The sequence below is a fragment of the Gloeomargarita sp. genome, from assembly GCF_053491055.1.
This window is the reverse complement of sequence record NZ_JBRCEP010000059.1, coordinates 1-15,765: the sequence shown is the minus strand read 5'-3', so window position 1 is coordinate 15,765 and position 15,765 is coordinate 1. Positions and strand designations below refer to the sequence as shown.

Here is a 15,765-nt window from a genome sequence, read left to right as displayed (position 1 = left end):
CCCGTTCTCAATGAAACTTATCACCTTCTTCCGTAAATCCAGGCTGTAACACATTCTGATTCTCCTCCTTGATGCTCACCTTCCTCCCCATCTTACACCCTCCTCTCATAAAATGTTGCATTTTCAATAAAAATGACTATATAACAAACATTTATAACAAAAGATTTTCCCAGTAAACATTTTGCCTGACCTGGATTTATGAACCTTTGGTGCAGAGTTCAACACTCCTGGGCGATATGGTCATGCGGTCTGGCCGGTGAACCGAGCGTTTTCAGTGCGCTCGTACCGCCCGAAACATCCCAAAGCGGCACAACCCCGTACCAAAAGCCCAACGCATGAGCAAAAACGTGGGTACTTCCCGCAGCGCTTTTACCAAACCCACCACCCCAAACCGCAGGAGTCCTTCCGGGCGGACTATCCCCTGCCAAATGCCATCCAACCAGGAAGGCAAGGTTGCTGCCGTCCAATCCGCCGTGACAACCCTGCCTGCCACCCACCCGGTCGCTGCCAAGGCTGCCGCAAATTCCTCAATGCTGGCAAAGGCCGGATGCGCCCATTGGTCCAACAATTGCCGCATCACCCATTTTTCCCAAGGACGCAGGGGCTTTTGCCGGTCATCCCGTTGGTTCCAGTCCGCCACCACCAAAATTCCCCCCGGTTTGAGCACCCGCAGCAACTCCCGGGCAAATTGCGCCTTATCCGGCATATGCGGCCCCGCTTCGATAGACCAAACCACGTCAAAACTGCCATCGGGAAAGGGCAACGCCAGGGCATCCCCCACCTGAAACTGCACCGGCAACCCAGGGGGCGTCAACGCCCGCGCCCGCTCGACCTGGCGGGGACTGATGGTAATCCCCGTCACGTGAAACCCGTAATCCCGCGCCAAAATGCGACTGCTGCCGCCAATCCCACACCCTACATCCAACACCGTGGTTCCCGGCGGCAAACGGTCTAAACCACCCCAGCGCACCATTTCATGCACCAAATCCACCTTGGCTTGACGAAAATCCTTCCGCCGCGGGGGAAAACCATAATGCCCCAGGTGAATATGCTCCCCCCAGTAAAATTCCAAAATGCCATCTTGGGTCCAAGCGTCGTAAGCAGCCGCCACCGAAGCCGCCGTTTGATACCGGCGGGGAAACCGCAAATATAACCCCAAGCCCAACAGTACCCCTGCAGCCAATACACCTAGCCCAATCGCCAAAACCTGCACCATACGCTCAGTCCAGGAGTAAAATAAAAAATCCCGCCTGGGGTCGGGGCATGTACGTTACCGTTTTTAATCTTACTTTAATTTTTGCTTTACCTGATGCGGTTGGCTTGCCCGCTCTCTCGCCTACCCCAGCCGCCGATTTGTTACAAATTGTTATACTTGACGGCAGAGGGCAGACCAAAAAGGATGTTTTTATGGAAGGGCGGACCCAGACCCGTTGCCGCTTGGGGCAGACTGATGTGGAAGTAAGTCCGGTGGGTATTGGCACGTGGGCGTGGGGGGACCAATTGTTTTGGGGCTACGGCAAGCAGTACAACGACCAGGATTTGCACGCGGCTTACCGGGCGAGCATTGAGGGGGGCATTACCTTCTTTGACACGGCAGAAGTGTATGGGGGGGGCCGGTCGGAGCAATTGTTGGGGCAATTTGTGCGGGAGATGGGTCGCGCGGCGGTCATTGCCACCAAATTTATGCCCTTCCCCTGGCGGTTTTGGCCGCAAACCCTGGTGGATGCCCTGCGCGCCAGCATTCGCCGTCTGGGGGTCAACCAGGTGGATTTGTACCAAATCCATTGGCCGGTGCATTTCCCCGTGTCCCTGGCCAGTTGGATGCACGCTCTGGCGGATGCGGTGGCGTTGGGGTTGACCCGCGCGGTGGGGGTTTCCAACTATTCCCTGGCCCAGATGCAGGAAGCCCAGCGGGTGTTGGCCGACCGGGGCATTCCCCTGGCCAGCAACCAGGTGGAATACAGTTTGATTTGTCGCGCCCCCGAACGGAACGGTTTGTTACGTTATTGTCAGGAATCGGGCATTACTTTAATTGCCTACAGTCCTTTGGGCATGGGACTTTTGACCGGCAAATATACGGTGGACAATCCGCCGCCGAGTGCCCGCGGGTTGCGCTTCCATCGGGAACGGCTGGTGCAGGTACGGCCTTTGCAGGGCCTGCTCCAGGAAATCGGCCAACGCTACGGCAAAACCCCGGCGCAGGTGGCCTTGAATTGGGTGCTCTGCAAGGGTGCCCTGCCCATTCCCGGCGCCAAAAATGCCCGCCAAGCCCAAGAAAATGCCGGAGCGATGGGGTGGCAACTCACCCCGGATGAAGTCCAAGCCCTAGACCAGGCCAGCCCCAACTGGTAGGAATTACTTATCCGGGCTGGAAAAGAGAATCAAGGGGTAGGGAATGCGGCGCAACAACTCCCCGCCCAGGGAAGGGGAAATATCCCACAATTTGGTCATGTGGGCTTCAGTCAGGGTCACCGCACTGATGTCCAACGTCTGGGCTAAGGTCATACAGGCTTCCACCGGATTGCCCGTGCGCACATGGGTATAGACCTGGGGAATGTAGGGGGACAACTGGGCCGCCACCGTTTGCAATTCCTGTTCCGCCCGCCGGATTTCCTGGGGGTCGGGGTCAAAATCCCGGCGAATCGGGTCTTCGACCACCCACACCAGATGACAACATTCCACCCGGGGCACGGGATTTTTTTGCACCTGCGCCAAGACACTGTGCAGCAAATGTTGGGACTCCGGGTGCCCCCGATAGGGCAACATCAGATGGTAGAACAAATGGCGGCACCGCAAGTCCAACTCCTCCGCCGTCAACACCTGCACCAACTGGGGGCGGATCACCATCAGGGGAATCTCACACTTACGCATAATATTGAGCGCATCGCTGCCCACCAATTTTTCCGTTAGGACATTCCGCTGCTGGGTACCCACGATGATCACATCCGCGCCCACTTCCTGCGCTGCCTGCACGACCACTTCCGCCGGTTTTCCCGAACGAATCACCCGCTGCACCTGCACGCCACCCGTATCGCTGGGCAAGGTTAACTTGGCTGCCGCCGCCGCCAGCGCTTCCGTATCCTCCCGTACCCGCACGCCCACATCCCGATAGGGCACCCCATGCACAAAGGTCACCGCTTCGATACCGCCTGCCCCCAACGCCGGGAGAAAGTGGCTAAATCGGTGCAACCCATCCCGCAAATCTGTCGCAATGACCAATCGCTTGAACACCCCTACCCCCCGGACGTGACCCTGGCTGGTTACCCGCAGTCTAACATACCCACAATGATCGCGGCGTACCATCTACAGGGGCAAAAACGTTCCCGGCTATGGCCCCATGCCATGCGATGGCCAGTTTGACCCCGTTAGGTTGCCGCATGCCCGCCGTAAAACCACTATCCTAACCTTCGATAGACTGGTTTTTGTCACTGCGCCTGAATCGTTCTAACAATGTATGGCAGTTGTTCACCATACCTTGCCTACCTATGACCGACACCCTCACAGCCCATCCCCTGTTGCGCCAAGTCATTGCAGAATTAACGGCTGATTTTCGCCGCATTGATGCGTTAGTGAAATACAACTTGATCCGGGTGATTCAGGCCATGCGGACGCATCGGGTTGGGGTACACCATTTTCAGACGACGACCGGCTATGGGCACGGCGACCAAGGGCGGGAAGTTCTAGAGCAGGTTTTTGCCCAAGTGATGGGTGCCGAAGCGGCGCTGGTACGCCCGCAGTTTTTCTCCGGTACCCATGCGATTGCCTGCGCCTTGTATGGCCTTTTGCGTCCTGGGGATGAATTGCTCGCGGTGACGGGGGCGCCCTACGATACCTTGGAACCGGTATTGGGTCTGCGCGAAAAAGGCAGTGGTTCGTTGCAGGATTTTGGCATTACGTATCGGCAATTAGATTTAACGCCCACAGGGCGGGTCAATTACGAACAATTGGCGGCGATGATTCATGCCAAAACCAAGGTCGCTTTGATTCAACGTTCCTGTGGTTATTCCTGGCGGCCGAGTGTAACCATAGCTGAACTGCGCCACCTCATTCACACCATTAAACAGATCAATGACCGGGTGATTTGCGTGGTGGACAATTGCTATGGGGAATTTGCGGAAATGCAGGAACCGCCGATGGTAGGTGCGGATGTCATTGCCGGTTCGCTCATCAAAAATCCAGGCGGTACCCTCGCGCCCTGTGGCGGTTATGTCGCCGGTAAAAAAGAATATGTAACCTTGGCAGCCAATCGGTTAAATGCCCCCGGTATTGGTTGCGAAGCCGGTCCCTCTTTGGGCTGTAACCGTTTATTTTTTCAAGGTTTGTTTTTGGCCCCACAAATGGTGGGGGAAGCCCTGAAAGCCGGGCTGTTGTTGGCGGCCACCTTTAGTCGCTTGGGCTACCGGGTGCAACCGCGAGTCGAGGACCCTCGCACCGATACCATTCAAGCCATTGAACTGGGGAACCCAACCCGTTTGACCGACTTTTGTCGGGCCTTACAACGGCTCAGTCCGGTGGGCAGTTACCTGGACCCGGTGCCTGCGCCCATGCCCGGTTACGAAAGCCCCTTGGTCATGGCTGGCGGTACGTTTGTTGACGGCAGTACCAGCGAATTTTCTGCCGATGGGCCTTTGCGTCCGCCCTACATTGTCTTTTGTCAAGGAGGCACGACATGGCTCCATTGGCTCTGGGCGTTGGAGGAATTGCTGGCCGAATGGGCGCTCTAGTCGACATACAAAAACACCTCATTTTTTTCGTAGCGCACTTTGGGGCGTTGGGCATTTTTGTCATCGGCGGCGCGGTAACCCACAGGGCAAACTACGACCGAACGATAGGGGGTATCCGTGAGGCCAAGAATTTCATCGTACTTAGCGGGAATAAAACCTTCCATCGGACAGGTGTCAATCCCCAAAAAAGCAGCTACGGTCATCAATTGTCCCAGGGCAAGGTACACCTGGCGGGCGGCCCATTCTTCTAAATTCAAGGGGTAGGGGGGTTGGGTCAAAAATCCCTTGATCATCTGCCCAAGTCCCTGGAGATTTTCTAGGGGAATCCCCTGGACGGCTGCCATCCGTTCAAGATAGCGATTGACGTCCTGTTCAGTAATGTGTTTTTGCAGCGCCAAGACCAGCAAATGCGAGGCATCCACCACTTGTTTTTGTCCCCAGGAATGTTCGACCAATTGAGCACGAATATCCGGGTTATTCACGACAACGAATTTCCAGGGCTGTAGCCCGAAGGAGGAGGGAGCCAACCGTAAACTTTCCTCTAAAACCTGCCAAATTTCCGGGGGAATTTTGCGGGTGGGGTCAAATTTTTTTGTGGCATAACGCCAATACAATTGACGCTTCACAAAATCGGTGGATACATAATCACACGACATGGGAATTGACCTCGCTTGGTTGTGACCAACCCCACTATAGCAAAAGCATATGAGATGCTATTTGCCCTGCAAACCAACCTGTTGTTTTCCTGAACAGTGGCTGGTTGTCGGTACCGAGGCGTTGATGGAGACTTGCCAGCAACGAGGCTCTGTTTGGGCGCACCATCCCCAGGCGAAATGTTGCTAAGACTCCAGAGCTGCCACCCTCACCCCCTGCACCAATCGTCCAGGTGCACTACCGTTCTGGCATCGCCGGGGCATTCCAGGGCAAAAGTAACGACACAACGCCGGCTGAACCAAGGGCATTGCTGAGTGGATGAAGAGTCTTTTTGTTGTCCATAGAAACGAGAATACGTTGCATCACCGGGCTAGATACGCATTTGGGCACAAACCCATAAAACCCATAAAATCTTGAAATTACCCCTGTGCCCAATCTATGGGCAAGGCGCAATTGCGCCAGCGGCGGGAACGCCCAGGCGTGTTTTTCCTTCTCCAAACTACGGTACCCTGAAGGGCAAACCAAACAGGAAGCAGGCATGAGACGACGGGAACTGTTGGTAGGAGCAGGAGTTTTGCTGGCAACGGGGCGGGTGTTGGCCCAGGGAGCGCCCCCAGGGGTGACGATTCAGTTTTTCGGGCATACCTGTTTTCTTTTGACCGGCGGCGGTTTGCGGATTTTGGTCAACCCGTTTTTGCCCGGCGGCTGTACCCAAGGCTACCGGCAACCCCGAGTGCAGGCAAATTTGGTGCTGGTCAGCAGTTTGCTTTTGGATGAAGGGTATGTGGTGGATTTGCCGGGCGACCCCAGAGTGCTGGCCGTTGCCGGCGACTACGAACTGGCCAATGGGTTCAAAATCTCAGGTTTTCAGACCCACCATGACCGCCTGGGCGGGCGTCGGTTTGGGGCAAATATCTGCTGGCGGTGGACCCAGGCGGGGATGCGGTTTTTGCACCTAGGGGGGACAGCAACACCAATTGGCGTGGAACAGCAGATTTTGTTTGGCACCCCGGATGTGCTGTTTATTCCCGTCGGTGGCCGAGACAAGGCGTTTAATCCCCAGGAGGCGGCAGCAGCGGTTCAGGCCCTCACCCCCAAAATTATTGTCCCGACCCACTACCGCACCCAGGCAGCGGATGCCACCTGCGATCTCTTCCCGTTGGCGGATTTTTTGGCATTGATGGGCAATACACCCGTGCGGCGGGTGGGGGAGCAGGTGACCATGCGACCGGCAGATTTGCCCACCCAAGGGTCAATCATCTACGTCTTTAGCTACAATTTTTCTACTCCGGTCAAACCCAGCCCTACGCCGAAACCCAAAGTTTCCCCTGGTTCGATGCCCCGCTAGGAATGGTTACGACGCCTTTGGAATTGCATCCCCCGCTGCCTGCCGAGGAATATGCCGAACGGCGACGCCGATTTTTGGCCGCTTTGGGACAGGGAACGGCGATTTTGCCCAGTGCGCCCCAGGCGTATCTCCATGGGGATGTAGAGGCAGGTTATCGTCAAGACGGTAATTTTTTCTATCTCACGGGGCTGAATGAACCGCAGGCCGTCGCTGTTTTTGCCCCCCATCACGGGGAACATCAATTTGTGTTGTTTGTGCTGCCTAAGGACCTGGAAAAAGAGGTATGGACGGGTTATCGGGTTGGCCCGGAAGCCGCTAAAGAACTATACGGTTGCGATGCCGCTTTTTCCATAGAGGAATTGGACCAAAAACTCCCGGAATACGTGGAAGGGGCTACCTGCATTTACTACCATCCGAGCCGGGATGAAGCGATGAATGAAAAAATCTACCGGCTCTGGCGGCAAATGGTCAATTTGCGGCAACGCAAAGGGTATGGGCCAACGGTTCTGGCGGATGTGAATCCCATTTTGCATCCCCTGCGCATGGTCAAAAGTCCGGTGGAATTGCAACGCATTCGCCAAGCGGTCGCCATTGCCGCCAAAGCCCACATTCACGCCCAAGAAACCACCCGCCCTGGGATGTTTGAATATGAGATTCAAGCGGGCATGGAAGCGATTTTTCGCCAGCACGGGGGCGCCCCAGCCTATCCCTCAATTGTGGCTTCGGGGCCGAATGCCTGTATTTTGCATTACGGGGATAATATCCGGCAAACCCAAGCAGGGGATTTGGTTTTGATTGATGCGGGGTGCGCCTGGGGATGTTACAACTCAGACATTACCCGCACTTTTCCGGTCAACGGCACCATGACGCGGCCACAACAATTGATTTACGAGGTGGTATTGCGGGCACAATTGGCGGCGATTGAGGTGGTCAAACCGGGGGTGCCCTACGATCAGATTCACAAAACGGCAGTGCGGGTTTTGGTAGAGGGTTTAATTGACCTGGGGTTATTAAGGGGGGATGCGGCAGAAATTGCCAACGAAAAGGACGAAAAACAACAAAAATATCGGCCCTATTATATGCACCGCACCGGCCATTGGTTGGGATTAGAGGTTCACGATGCGGGGATTTATTACCAAGACAAAGAGGTCGCCACCCTTTTGGCTCCCGGTCAAGTCTTTACCATTGAACCTGGTTTATACATTGGCCCCCATGCGGAACCCTTTGCCGGACAACCAGCCATTCCTGATGAGTTTCGGGGGATTGGTGTGCGGATTGAAGATGATATTTTGGTGACGGAAACGGGTTGTGAGGTTCTGACTGCGGCGGTTCCCAAATAACTCACGAACGAATTGCCTCCATGGAAGCGGCTGTCACCGAAGTATTACCGATTGATGCTTTACCGGAGGCTCCCCGCTATTTCCCAATCGAACGGGGACGCTATGAGGTGAAACCGGGTCTTTATCCCCTGGGCAAAGATTTTGGCAATGGGGTCTGGGATCAACGGGTTTTTCAGATTGACGGTAACTACACCTGCTACTATCACGCCAAACAATTAGCCCGTCGGGAATGCCTAAAAAAGTACTATCAAACCCAAGAATTTGCTCCGGAAATCGAACGGTCAATTGCCCAATTTATCACCGAACGTCTAGTCCAAGAATATCCCCAGCATTATCAAATAACCCAACAGGCCAATGGCCGGATATGGCATAACCGATTAACCGGAGAAGCTGTGTATTTTGACGCTGATTATCGTCTGTTGGATGTCACCGGTTTACCCCCGGAGGTGCCCCCTTATTGCTCCGCGTTGGATGCCTTGGCTTGCCAGGTGCAAGAGGATATGGCGGTTGTCTCGCGGGCGGGGGAGCGGCATTGGCTCAGTGCCATTCACCTGTGTTTTCCCAACCATTGGGCTGCCGCGGCGAAAATTGGCCGGGAATTTGCCGAGGTTCATGGGCCGGTGCCGGGGATGGCCGGGATAAACCGCCGGGGCCATGCCTTGGTGCATACCATGATCACCCAACCGCCGCTGGTGCGTTTTGCCTGGGGTGTGAGCACCGACACGCGCTTGAACCACCACCCGGAACCCCCGCCAGGGGTTGACCCGGAGCAATGGCAGGGACGGCGTTTTCAACCCCATGACCCGCGCCTGTACTTACGCATCGAACGGCAGGTGATTTGGGGATTTCCGGCGGTGGAAGCGGCGCTCTTTACCATTCGCACCTATTTCCTAGATGTGGAGGTGATGAAAAAACAATTTCCTGGTCACTGTGCCCAACTGCGGGCAGCAATTCAGTCTATGTCGCCGGCAGCCTTAGATTACAAAGGTTTGGCGCACCACTGGTCGGAGATTTTAGCCTGGTTGGATACCCCTATTTCGCAATAGTTATCGGCGACCAGCGGGAAACATGTACCCCAGGAAGCCAGAAGATAGGCGACAGTCATTTCGACTAAGAATGTGACACTTTTTAGATATTTTTAACGCTCCATCTCGTTTTGGGACAGAGGGTGTCGCTAAAGGCAAATGTGGCAAACTTGGTTGAAACTGCATACAACTCCCGCAAACTTATGGGTATTGGCGCAATGTCTCATCCACCCTTTACGATGCTTCTCCCTGGGAAGGCAAAGCCACCGACCTGACGGAGAAGCCTTGTTAGCATCTCTTGAGCATTGCAAAGATAGCGCTACTGATACATGTCTTGAATGACATCCTGATACCGTTCCATGACCTGATTGCGTTTGATTTTGAGGGTCTGCGTCATCAGTCCGTTTTCTATCGTAAACGGTTCGCCAAGCAGCCGAAATGGCCCAATCTGCTCAAAAGGCCGCACACTGGGACGATTCTGCGCATGGGTTTTTAATTCCATCCGGTAGAGTTCCAACACTTCCGGTGTGTTCAAGGTCCAGGCGCCCGGCAGCGGTTCCTCGTGCGGCATGACCAAGGTGTGCCCCTGCGCCTGCGCCCACGCCTTGAGCGCCGTTTCGTTGGGCACAATCAAACACCCCAACTGGCGCTTATCCTGTCCCACCAAAACGATCTGGCTAATGTAGGGACTTTGTAAACAGGCGTCCTCAATCGGCTGCGGTTCCACATTCTCGCCGCTGCTAAGGACAATCGTGTCTTTGGCCCGCCCGGTCAGCACCAAATCTCCTTGAGGGGTCACCCAGCCCAAATCCCCCGTATCGAACCAACCCTGGTCATCTACAACCTTGGCAGTGGCTTCTGGGTTGCGGTAGTAGCCTTTCATCAACTGCGGTCCGCGGGCCAGCACCAAGCCCTGGTGGGTTGCCGGTAGGGGTTGGCGGGTTTCTGGGTCCACGATTTTGATTTCCGTCCCTGGTAGGGGTTGCCCTGCGGAATAACGCAGATTGCGGGTCACGGAACGGGCCGTCAGCACGGGTGAGGTTTCGGTCAAGCCATAGCCAACCAGAATCGTAAACCCGGCCAGTTCATAAAAATCATCCAAATGCCGTGCCAAGGCTCCGCCCCCGCTGGCTCCTTCCCGCAAGCGTCCCCCCACCGCCTGCCGCACCTTGCGATACACCAGCCAATCGGCCAGCCGATGCACCGGCCAAAGGCACAGGGCCACCAACCCACCTTGCCACCGCTGGAAAAGACGCGGCTGCACCGGTTCCAAGGTCAGTCCCTGCCACAGCCGTTTGCCGTAGATGTAGCGTTTGCTGATCCCTATCAAGCGCCAAATCAGCGCTTGTTTGCCGGGGGGCTGCTGCCGAAACTCCCGCTCGACCCCCTCATAAATGGACTCCCACATCCGGGGCACACCGACAAGGTGATGCGGGCGGTAGCGGGTTAAATCCTGCTTAAAATGCCGCAGGGTGCTGTAGATTTGGTGAATCCCCTGGGAGAGCAAAAAATACTCCCCGGAACGCCCGTAACTATGCCACGTAGGGAGCAAACTCAAGGCCACATTCCCCGGCTTGGGCCGAAACACCACGTGCAGACTTTCGACTTGGTGGAGTAAATTGCCGTGGCTGAGCATTACCCCTTTGGGTTTACCGGTTGTGCCGGAGGTGTAAATCAGAGTTGCCAGGGAGTCCCGTTCCAAATGGGGGGGCTGAAACGGGTGGGTTTCCCCCCGCTGCATCACCTGGGCAAAACTGAGGCTATTGCCATCCCCTTCGCCCCACAGCACGATGACTGCCCGGGGTTGCCATTCCCCCAGATAGGGTTTTAGCCGTCGCAGCACTTCCGGCGTATCCACCACCAGAAAACTGCTGTCGCTGTTGCGGTAGATAAAATCCAGTTCCGCGACAGGCGCCTGCGCCCCCCGCACCACATCCACCCCGCCAGCGCGCATAATGCCCTGGTCGGCAATCAGCCAGCGGGAGCTATTGTCGGCAAACAGGGCCACCCGTTCCCCCGGCTGCACCCCCAGGGCCTGCAACCCCTGGGCAAACCCCTGAATGTGGCGCGCCAATTCGGGGTACGTAAGGCGCACAGGCGGCTGGCGGTGCGGTTCTTCCAACGCCACCAGGTGGGGAAACCGTTGCGCCAAATCCGGCCACAAATCGGGGAGGGCAGACCAAGGAGCCATAACAACCGGGTATTGGTGGTGTTGCTACTAGGGTAACCTGTTTTGCCGCCAGGGCTGGCAATAAAACGTTATAATTTGGGCGGAATCTTGGGGAGCGCCGGCAGTGGTACGAGCATTTTTCATCGGGCGGGCGGCAGCGCAGGTCCTATCCGAACAGGTGAGCAATTGGCTCGGGGAAGCCTTGGCTGCGGTGGGGCGGTGGGATGCCCAGCAACGGGAAGCCCTGCGGCAGAGCATCCAGCAGATTCTCGACCGGGCGGCCCAGGAAGAACAGCGGCTAACCCAAGCAGCGTCCCCGAGCCCGGCGGCCAAGCCTGTGGACCTGCAAACCACCATTGACGAATTGCGGGCGGAAATGGCACGCCTGCGTACCGAACTCAAGCGTTATCGCCAACAGCACTAGGGTGGCCGTCCTCGTCAGCACCAAGAAGTACCGCTGGAACCAGGAACGCTACTCCCGCTGGCGTCGCACGTTTGATATTTGGTGGTTTGTCCTGCGCTTTTTGGCCGCCCAGTGGCTCTACGAAAAAAATTGGAGTTATCGGGGCGGCTCCACCCCGGAAAAACGGGCACAACGGCGGCGGCGCATTGCCGTTTGGGTGCGGGAGCAGTTGTTGGAGTTAGGCCCCACCTTTATCAAGGTTGGGCAGTTGTTTTCCACGCGGGCGGATATTTTCCCGGCGGAATACGTGGAAGAATTGGCCAAATTGCAAGACCAGGTGCCTGCCTTTGGCCTGGACCAGGTGGCGCGCATTATCGAAACGGATTTGGGCAAACCTATAGACAAGCTGTTTCTCAATTTCGAGCCAACCCCTTTGGCCGCGGCCAGTTTGGGTCAGGTGCATCGGGCGGAATTGCCCACCGGGGAAGCGGTGGTGGTCAAGGTGCAGCGTCCGGGTTTGCGCCAGTTGTTTCAGATTGATTTGGCGATTGTCAAAGACATTGCCCGCTATTTCCAAAACCATCCCCGTTGGGGGCCAGGACGGGATTGGCTGGGCATTTATGAAGAATGTGCCCGCATTCTCTACGAAGAAATTGATTACCTCAATGAGGGACGCAATGCGGATGAATTTCGCCGCAATTTCCGCAACGTCACCTGGTTAAAGGTTCCCCGCGTCTATTGGCGCTACTGTTCCCGGCGGGTGCTCACCTTGGAGTATTTGCCGGGGATCAAAATTAGCCATTACCACGCTTTGGATGCGGCTGGGTTGGACCGGCGGCGGCTGGCGGAATTGAACGCCCGTGCCTATTTGGAACAGGTGTTGAATCATGGGTTTTTCCACGCCGACCCCCACCCCGGCAATATCGCGGTGGACCCCGATGGCAGTTTGATTTTTTATGACTTTGGCATGATGGGGCGGCTTCACCCCCAGACCAAAGAAAAACTCGTGCAAACCCTGATGTGTATCGTGGAGCGGGACGCCGACGGGGTGATTGAGGCGCTGATCCAACTCAAAGCCCTGGTGCCGCAGGGGGATATGGGGCCGGTGCGCCGTTCCTTGCAGTACGTTTTGGACAATCTGCTGGATAAACCGCTGGAGTTGCAGTCCATTGGCGCGATTAGCGAAGATTTATATGCCCTGGCCTACGACCAACCGTTTCGCTTTCCCGCCACCTTTACCTTTGTGATGCGGGCCTTTTCCACGCTTGAGGGGCTGGGGCGGGGCTTGGATGCCAATTTTCAATTCTTCCAAATTGCCACACCCTATGCCTTGCAACTGATGGAACAGCGCCAAAACCACGACCTTTGGGGGGAATTGGGGCGGCAGGCGGCCAAAATGAGCAACTCGGCCTTGAGTCTGCCCCGGCGGGTCGAAGAAACCCTCACCAAGCTGGAACGGGGGGACCTGGTGGTGCGCAGCCGTTCTTTGGAGATGGAGCGGCTGTTGCGCCGGTTGAGCGCCCAGCAGGCCGCAGGTAATTACCATGTCCTGACGGGCAGTTTTTTGATTTCGGGCACGATTTTGCTTGTCAATGGCTACGGCTGGCTGGCCTTGCTGGCCGGGGTGCTCGCCGGATTTACCGGTTGGCGGGGCTGGCGCGTCTGGCAGCGGCACGAACGCCTAGAACGCCTGTTTGAATAATGCCGCAATCGGGGTTTGACGCTCTCTCTGCGGTCCCCCTTAGGAGAAAGCCGCACTTGCCGCTCCGCGCCGGAGGGGGGACGCCATGACCCCAACTTGGGATAAAACATCCCAAATATCGTCGTTTCACCGGAAAATGCCACACGTTGCGGCACCGGTCAGCAGCCCCTTTTCGGATAGGGTTTACAGGTAAAGGCGAATGTCGCATGTATTTCTTAGGCCAAGAAGCTGTACCGCAGCCCTGGAACTTGTACCCCAGAGGGCCGCTTACGCCCAGGCATGAATTCGGTCAGTAATGACTCCCCGATTTGCGGTGATGCACGGCAGTAATCCCCGTGGGATTGAGCACCTTCCCTTCATCCACCGTGGCATAGACCACCCAGTGGTCACCGCATTCCATCCGTTGCGCCACCTGACAGTGTAAGTACGCCAGGGCCTCGGTCAAAATCGGACAACCGTCGGCGGTTTGACTGGTTGCCACACCCGCAAAGCGGTCTTCACCCGGAGCAAACGGCTTGAGGAAATGACGGGGCAAAGGACTCCCTTCCGGCAGGATGTTCAGCACAAACCGGTCCCCCACATGGAGCAGGGATTCCACCGCCCGGTCCTTGGCCACCGCCACGGTTAAGCCCGGTGGGTTGAACGTCGCCTGCGCCACCCAACTGGCCAGCATGGCCCCGGTCAATTCCCCCCGACGGGCCGCCAGCACACACAAGGGTCCCACCACCCGTCCCATCGCCTGTTCGGTGCGGGCGGCTTGGGCGTCGGTGGGGCGGGCGCTGGTTTGCCGCTGTTTTTGCCGCAGGGCTTGGGCAAAGTCCGTCCCCGTCTGTTCGCACCGTTGCAAATCCGCATCCGTCGGCGCAAATTTCACCCGAATTGGCTCAAACCCCCAGCGAAACCCCGCATCCCGCAGCCGATTGGCCAGTATCTCTATGGCTTCGCCGCTCCAGCCGTAGGACCCAAACACCCCCACCGGCACCGTGCGGGGCACATGGTCCACCACCAGGCCCAAAGCCGTTTGCATCTGGGTAGGCGCATGCCCCCCCAAGGTGGGCGACCCCAGCAGAATCCCCTGCGCCGTGCTGACCACCTGCCGGATTTCTTCGGGACTGGCGGTTTCACAGTTAACCGATTCCACCCGCACCCCCGCCTTGCTCACCCCCCGGGCCAACGCCTGCGCCAGGGTCGCCGTATTCCCGTAGGCAGACGCATACAAGAGCGCCACCGTCACATCACAGCCACTTTGGCGTTCGCACCAAAGCCGGTAACTGCGGGTCAACTCCGGCAGATGGTAGCGCACCAAAGAACCATGCCCATTGGCATAACAGGTAGCCGGCCAGCGCGCCAAGCGTTCCAACACCTGTTCCACCTGACGAACTTGCGGCGCATGGATACAGTCAAAGTAATAACGATAATCCTCTTCCAGAGCCTGCCAACCCTCATCAAACACCTGGTCACTACAGCGATGGGCGCTAAAAAACTTACCGCTAAATAACAGACCGGTCTGGGGGTCAAACGTGGCCAAACCGTTGGGAAAGCGCGGCGTCGGGATGGGGATGAATTCCAAACGATGCCCCCGTCCCAGGTCCAAACTGGCTTCCCCCCGCACGATGTGGGTTTTGAGGGGATGCTGGGCAAAAAATTCGGGTATCTGCTGGGCCAGCAGGGAGCGCAGGGCTTGGTCGCCGGGATTGGAACACACAAACGTAACTTGGGGCGCCTGTTGCCACAGCTGCGCCAGCGTCACCACCCGGTTGGGGTTGATATGGCCCAAGATCACATAGTCAATTTGGGCAAATTCCACATGGCGGCGCAATTCCGTAAAAAATAAGGTCGCAAAGGTCTCGCCCGGTGGGTCAATCAGGGCAATTTTTTCCCCTTGAATCAGATAGCTATTGGCCGTCGTGCCTCGCTCCAGGGCATATTCCAACTCAAAACGCAACCGTTGCCAACTCCGGCAGCGCAACGCCAGGGTATCGGCGGCAATGGGTACGGTTTGCACGTCACGGGGAGGATGCTGTGCCATCTTTTTCGACCCTTTGAATTGCCTACTTTATTATGCACTATTTCCTTTCTAATGGTGGTCATTGGCCACTCGCAATAGACACAACCTATATCAAAAATATAGCTAAGCAGGCAAAGGTTCACATATAGAGCAGATGACTGAATCGATGAGGTCATGAAGGTTTTGGGTTGTGGATGTCATGGTTTTTCTAACTCTTTGCTTGATTCTATGCCATGGATGCTCAATCGGATTTAAATCGGGAGAGTATTTCGGTAGATATATCAATTCACACCCAGCGGCTGCCACAACCTTCCGAACGAGTTATAGCTATAGCTAGGTAGGTTAAGGTTGTCGCCTGAAGATTCATGGATACGCCACACTTCCCTATGGG

At 56.4% G+C, this 15,765-nt stretch carries 13 protein-coding genes; 7 read left to right on the top strand and 6 right to left on the bottom strand.

Features of this window, described 5'->3' with window-relative positions; translation table 11 throughout:
* Positions 1–271 precede the first annotated feature (271 nt).
* Complete coding sequence (locus ACWISF_RS06600; RefSeq protein ID WP_448380793.1) at positions 272–1,216, bottom strand: methyltransferase domain-containing protein; 945 nt, start codon at positions 1,214–1,216, stop codon at positions 272–274.
* A gap of 191 nt (positions 1,217–1,407) precedes the next feature.
* Here ACWISF_RS06600 and ACWISF_RS06595 point away from each other — a divergent pair, with 191 nt between their 5' ends.
* Positions 1,408–2,352 carry an aldo/keto reductase gene (locus tag ACWISF_RS06595; protein WP_448380792.1) on the top strand — a complete coding sequence of 315 codons (945 nt, stop codon included), beginning with the start codon at positions 1,408–1,410 and terminating at the stop codon, positions 2,350–2,352.
* Positions 2,353–2,355: 3 nt separating this feature from the next.
* Here the strand turns inward: ACWISF_RS06595 and ACWISF_RS06590 are convergent, their stop codons facing one another.
* A complete protein-coding gene (locus tag ACWISF_RS06590) occupies positions 2,356–3,303 on the bottom strand; it encodes a universal stress protein (RefSeq protein ID WP_448380791.1) in 948 nt (315 codons plus the stop codon).
* 182 nt (positions 3,304–3,485) lie between these two features.
* On the opposite strand from ACWISF_RS06590, the gene ACWISF_RS06585 reads away from it, so the two are divergent.
* Positions 3,486–4,724 carry a methionine gamma-lyase family protein gene (locus ACWISF_RS06585; RefSeq protein ID WP_448380790.1) on the top strand — a complete coding sequence of 413 codons (1,239 nt, stop codon included), beginning with the start codon at positions 3,486–3,488 and terminating at the stop codon, positions 4,722–4,724.
* Here ACWISF_RS06585 and ACWISF_RS06580 read toward each other — a convergent pair.
* Positions 4,721–5,380, bottom strand: coding sequence for an NAD(P)H-dependent oxidoreductase (locus ACWISF_RS06580; protein WP_448380789.1), 660 nt, complete (start codon positions 5,378–5,380; stop codon positions 4,721–4,723). The genes ACWISF_RS06585 and ACWISF_RS06580 overlap by 4 nt on opposite strands.
* Before the next feature lie 536 nt (positions 5,381–5,916).
* Between ACWISF_RS06580 and ACWISF_RS06575 the strand changes: the two genes are divergently transcribed.
* From ACWISF_RS06575 to ACWISF_RS06565, 3 genes are read left to right on the top strand one after another with little or no spacing between them, the layout of a single operon-like run.
* Entirely contained in the window at positions 5,917–6,726 is an 810-nt protein-coding gene (locus ACWISF_RS06575) for an MBL fold metallo-hydrolase (RefSeq protein WP_448380788.1), read from the top strand.
* A gap of 2 nt (positions 6,727–6,728) precedes the next feature.
* On the top strand, positions 6,729–8,066 hold the full coding sequence (locus ACWISF_RS06570; protein ID WP_448380787.1) for an aminopeptidase P N-terminal domain-containing protein: 1,338 nt from the start codon (positions 6,729–6,731) through the stop codon (positions 8,064–8,066).
* Positions 8,067–8,086: 20 nt separating this feature from the next.
* A complete protein-coding gene (locus tag ACWISF_RS06565) occupies positions 8,087–9,112 on the top strand; it encodes a heme-dependent oxidative N-demethylase family protein (RefSeq protein ID WP_448380786.1) in 1,026 nt (341 codons plus the stop codon).
* 298 nt (positions 9,113–9,410) lie between these two features.
* On the opposite strand, the gene ACWISF_RS06560 is transcribed toward ACWISF_RS06565, so the two are convergent.
* The gene (locus ACWISF_RS06560) at positions 9,411–11,282 is read right to left on the bottom strand and encodes an AMP-dependent synthetase/ligase (RefSeq protein WP_448380785.1); all 1,872 of its coding nucleotides are present in this window, start codon (positions 11,280–11,282) and stop codon (positions 9,411–9,413) included.
* Between the two features lie 103 nt (positions 11,283–11,385).
* Here ACWISF_RS06560 and ACWISF_RS06555 point away from each other — a divergent pair, with 103 nt between their 5' ends.
* Together ACWISF_RS06555 and ACWISF_RS06550 are read left to right on the top strand one after the other, a co-directional pair.
* Entirely contained in the window at positions 11,386–11,685 is a 300-nt protein-coding gene (locus ACWISF_RS06555; RefSeq protein ID WP_448380784.1) for a DUF6825 family protein, read from the top strand.
* 1 nt (position 11,686) lies between these two features.
* Positions 11,687–13,366 (top strand): ABC1 kinase family protein, encoded by a 1,680-nt coding sequence (locus tag ACWISF_RS06550; RefSeq protein ID WP_448380783.1) that lies wholly within the window; start codon positions 11,687–11,689, stop codon positions 13,364–13,366.
* A 289-nt stretch (positions 13,367–13,655) separates the two neighbouring features.
* Here ACWISF_RS06550 and ACWISF_RS06545 read toward each other — a convergent pair whose 3' ends face one another.
* Together ACWISF_RS06545 and ACWISF_RS06540 are read right to left on the bottom strand one after the other, a co-directional pair.
* Positions 13,656–15,395, bottom strand: a complete 1,740-nt coding sequence (locus ACWISF_RS06545; protein ID WP_448380782.1) for a diflavin flavoprotein — start codon at positions 15,393–15,395, stop codon at positions 13,656–13,658.
* A 102-nt stretch (positions 15,396–15,497) separates the two neighbouring features.
* Positions 15,498–15,680: a transposase gene (locus tag ACWISF_RS06540; protein ID WP_448380781.1), complete on the bottom strand. Its 183-nt coding sequence runs from the start codon at positions 15,678–15,680 to the stop codon at positions 15,498–15,500.
* Between the last annotated feature and the right edge of the window lie 85 nt (positions 15,681–15,765).

Coding starts and splice junctions, on each gene's coding strand:
- ACWISF_RS06570 (WP_448380787.1), top strand. CDS start 6,729: ATGGTTACGACGCCTTTGGAATTGCATCCCCCGCTGCCTGCCGAGGAA.
- ACWISF_RS06585 (WP_448380790.1), top strand. CDS start 3,486: ATGACCGACACCCTCACAGCCCATCCCCTGTTGCGCCAAGTCATTGCA.
- ACWISF_RS06560 (WP_448380785.1), bottom strand. CDS start 11,282: ATGGCTCCTTGGTCTGCCCTCCCCGATTTGTGGCCGGATTTGGCGCAA.
- ACWISF_RS06580 (WP_448380789.1), bottom strand. CDS start 5,380: ATGTCGTGTGATTATGTATCCACCGATTTTGTGAAGCGTCAATTGTAT.
- ACWISF_RS06600 (WP_448380793.1), bottom strand. CDS start 1,216: ATGGTGCAGGTTTTGGCGATTGGGCTAGGTGTATTGGCTGCAGGGGTA.
- ACWISF_RS06575 (WP_448380788.1), top strand. CDS start 5,917: ATGAGACGACGGGAACTGTTGGTAGGAGCAGGAGTTTTGCTGGCAACG.
- ACWISF_RS06565 (WP_448380786.1), top strand. CDS start 8,087: ATGGAAGCGGCTGTCACCGAAGTATTACCGATTGATGCTTTACCGGAG.
- ACWISF_RS06590 (WP_448380791.1), bottom strand. CDS start 3,303: ATGGTACGCCGCGATCATTGTGGGTATGTTAGACTGCGGGTAACCAGC.
- ACWISF_RS06595 (WP_448380792.1), top strand. CDS start 1,408: ATGGAAGGGCGGACCCAGACCCGTTGCCGCTTGGGGCAGACTGATGTG.
- ACWISF_RS06545 (WP_448380782.1), bottom strand. CDS start 15,395: ATGGCACAGCATCCTCCCCGTGACGTGCAAACCGTACCCATTGCCGCC.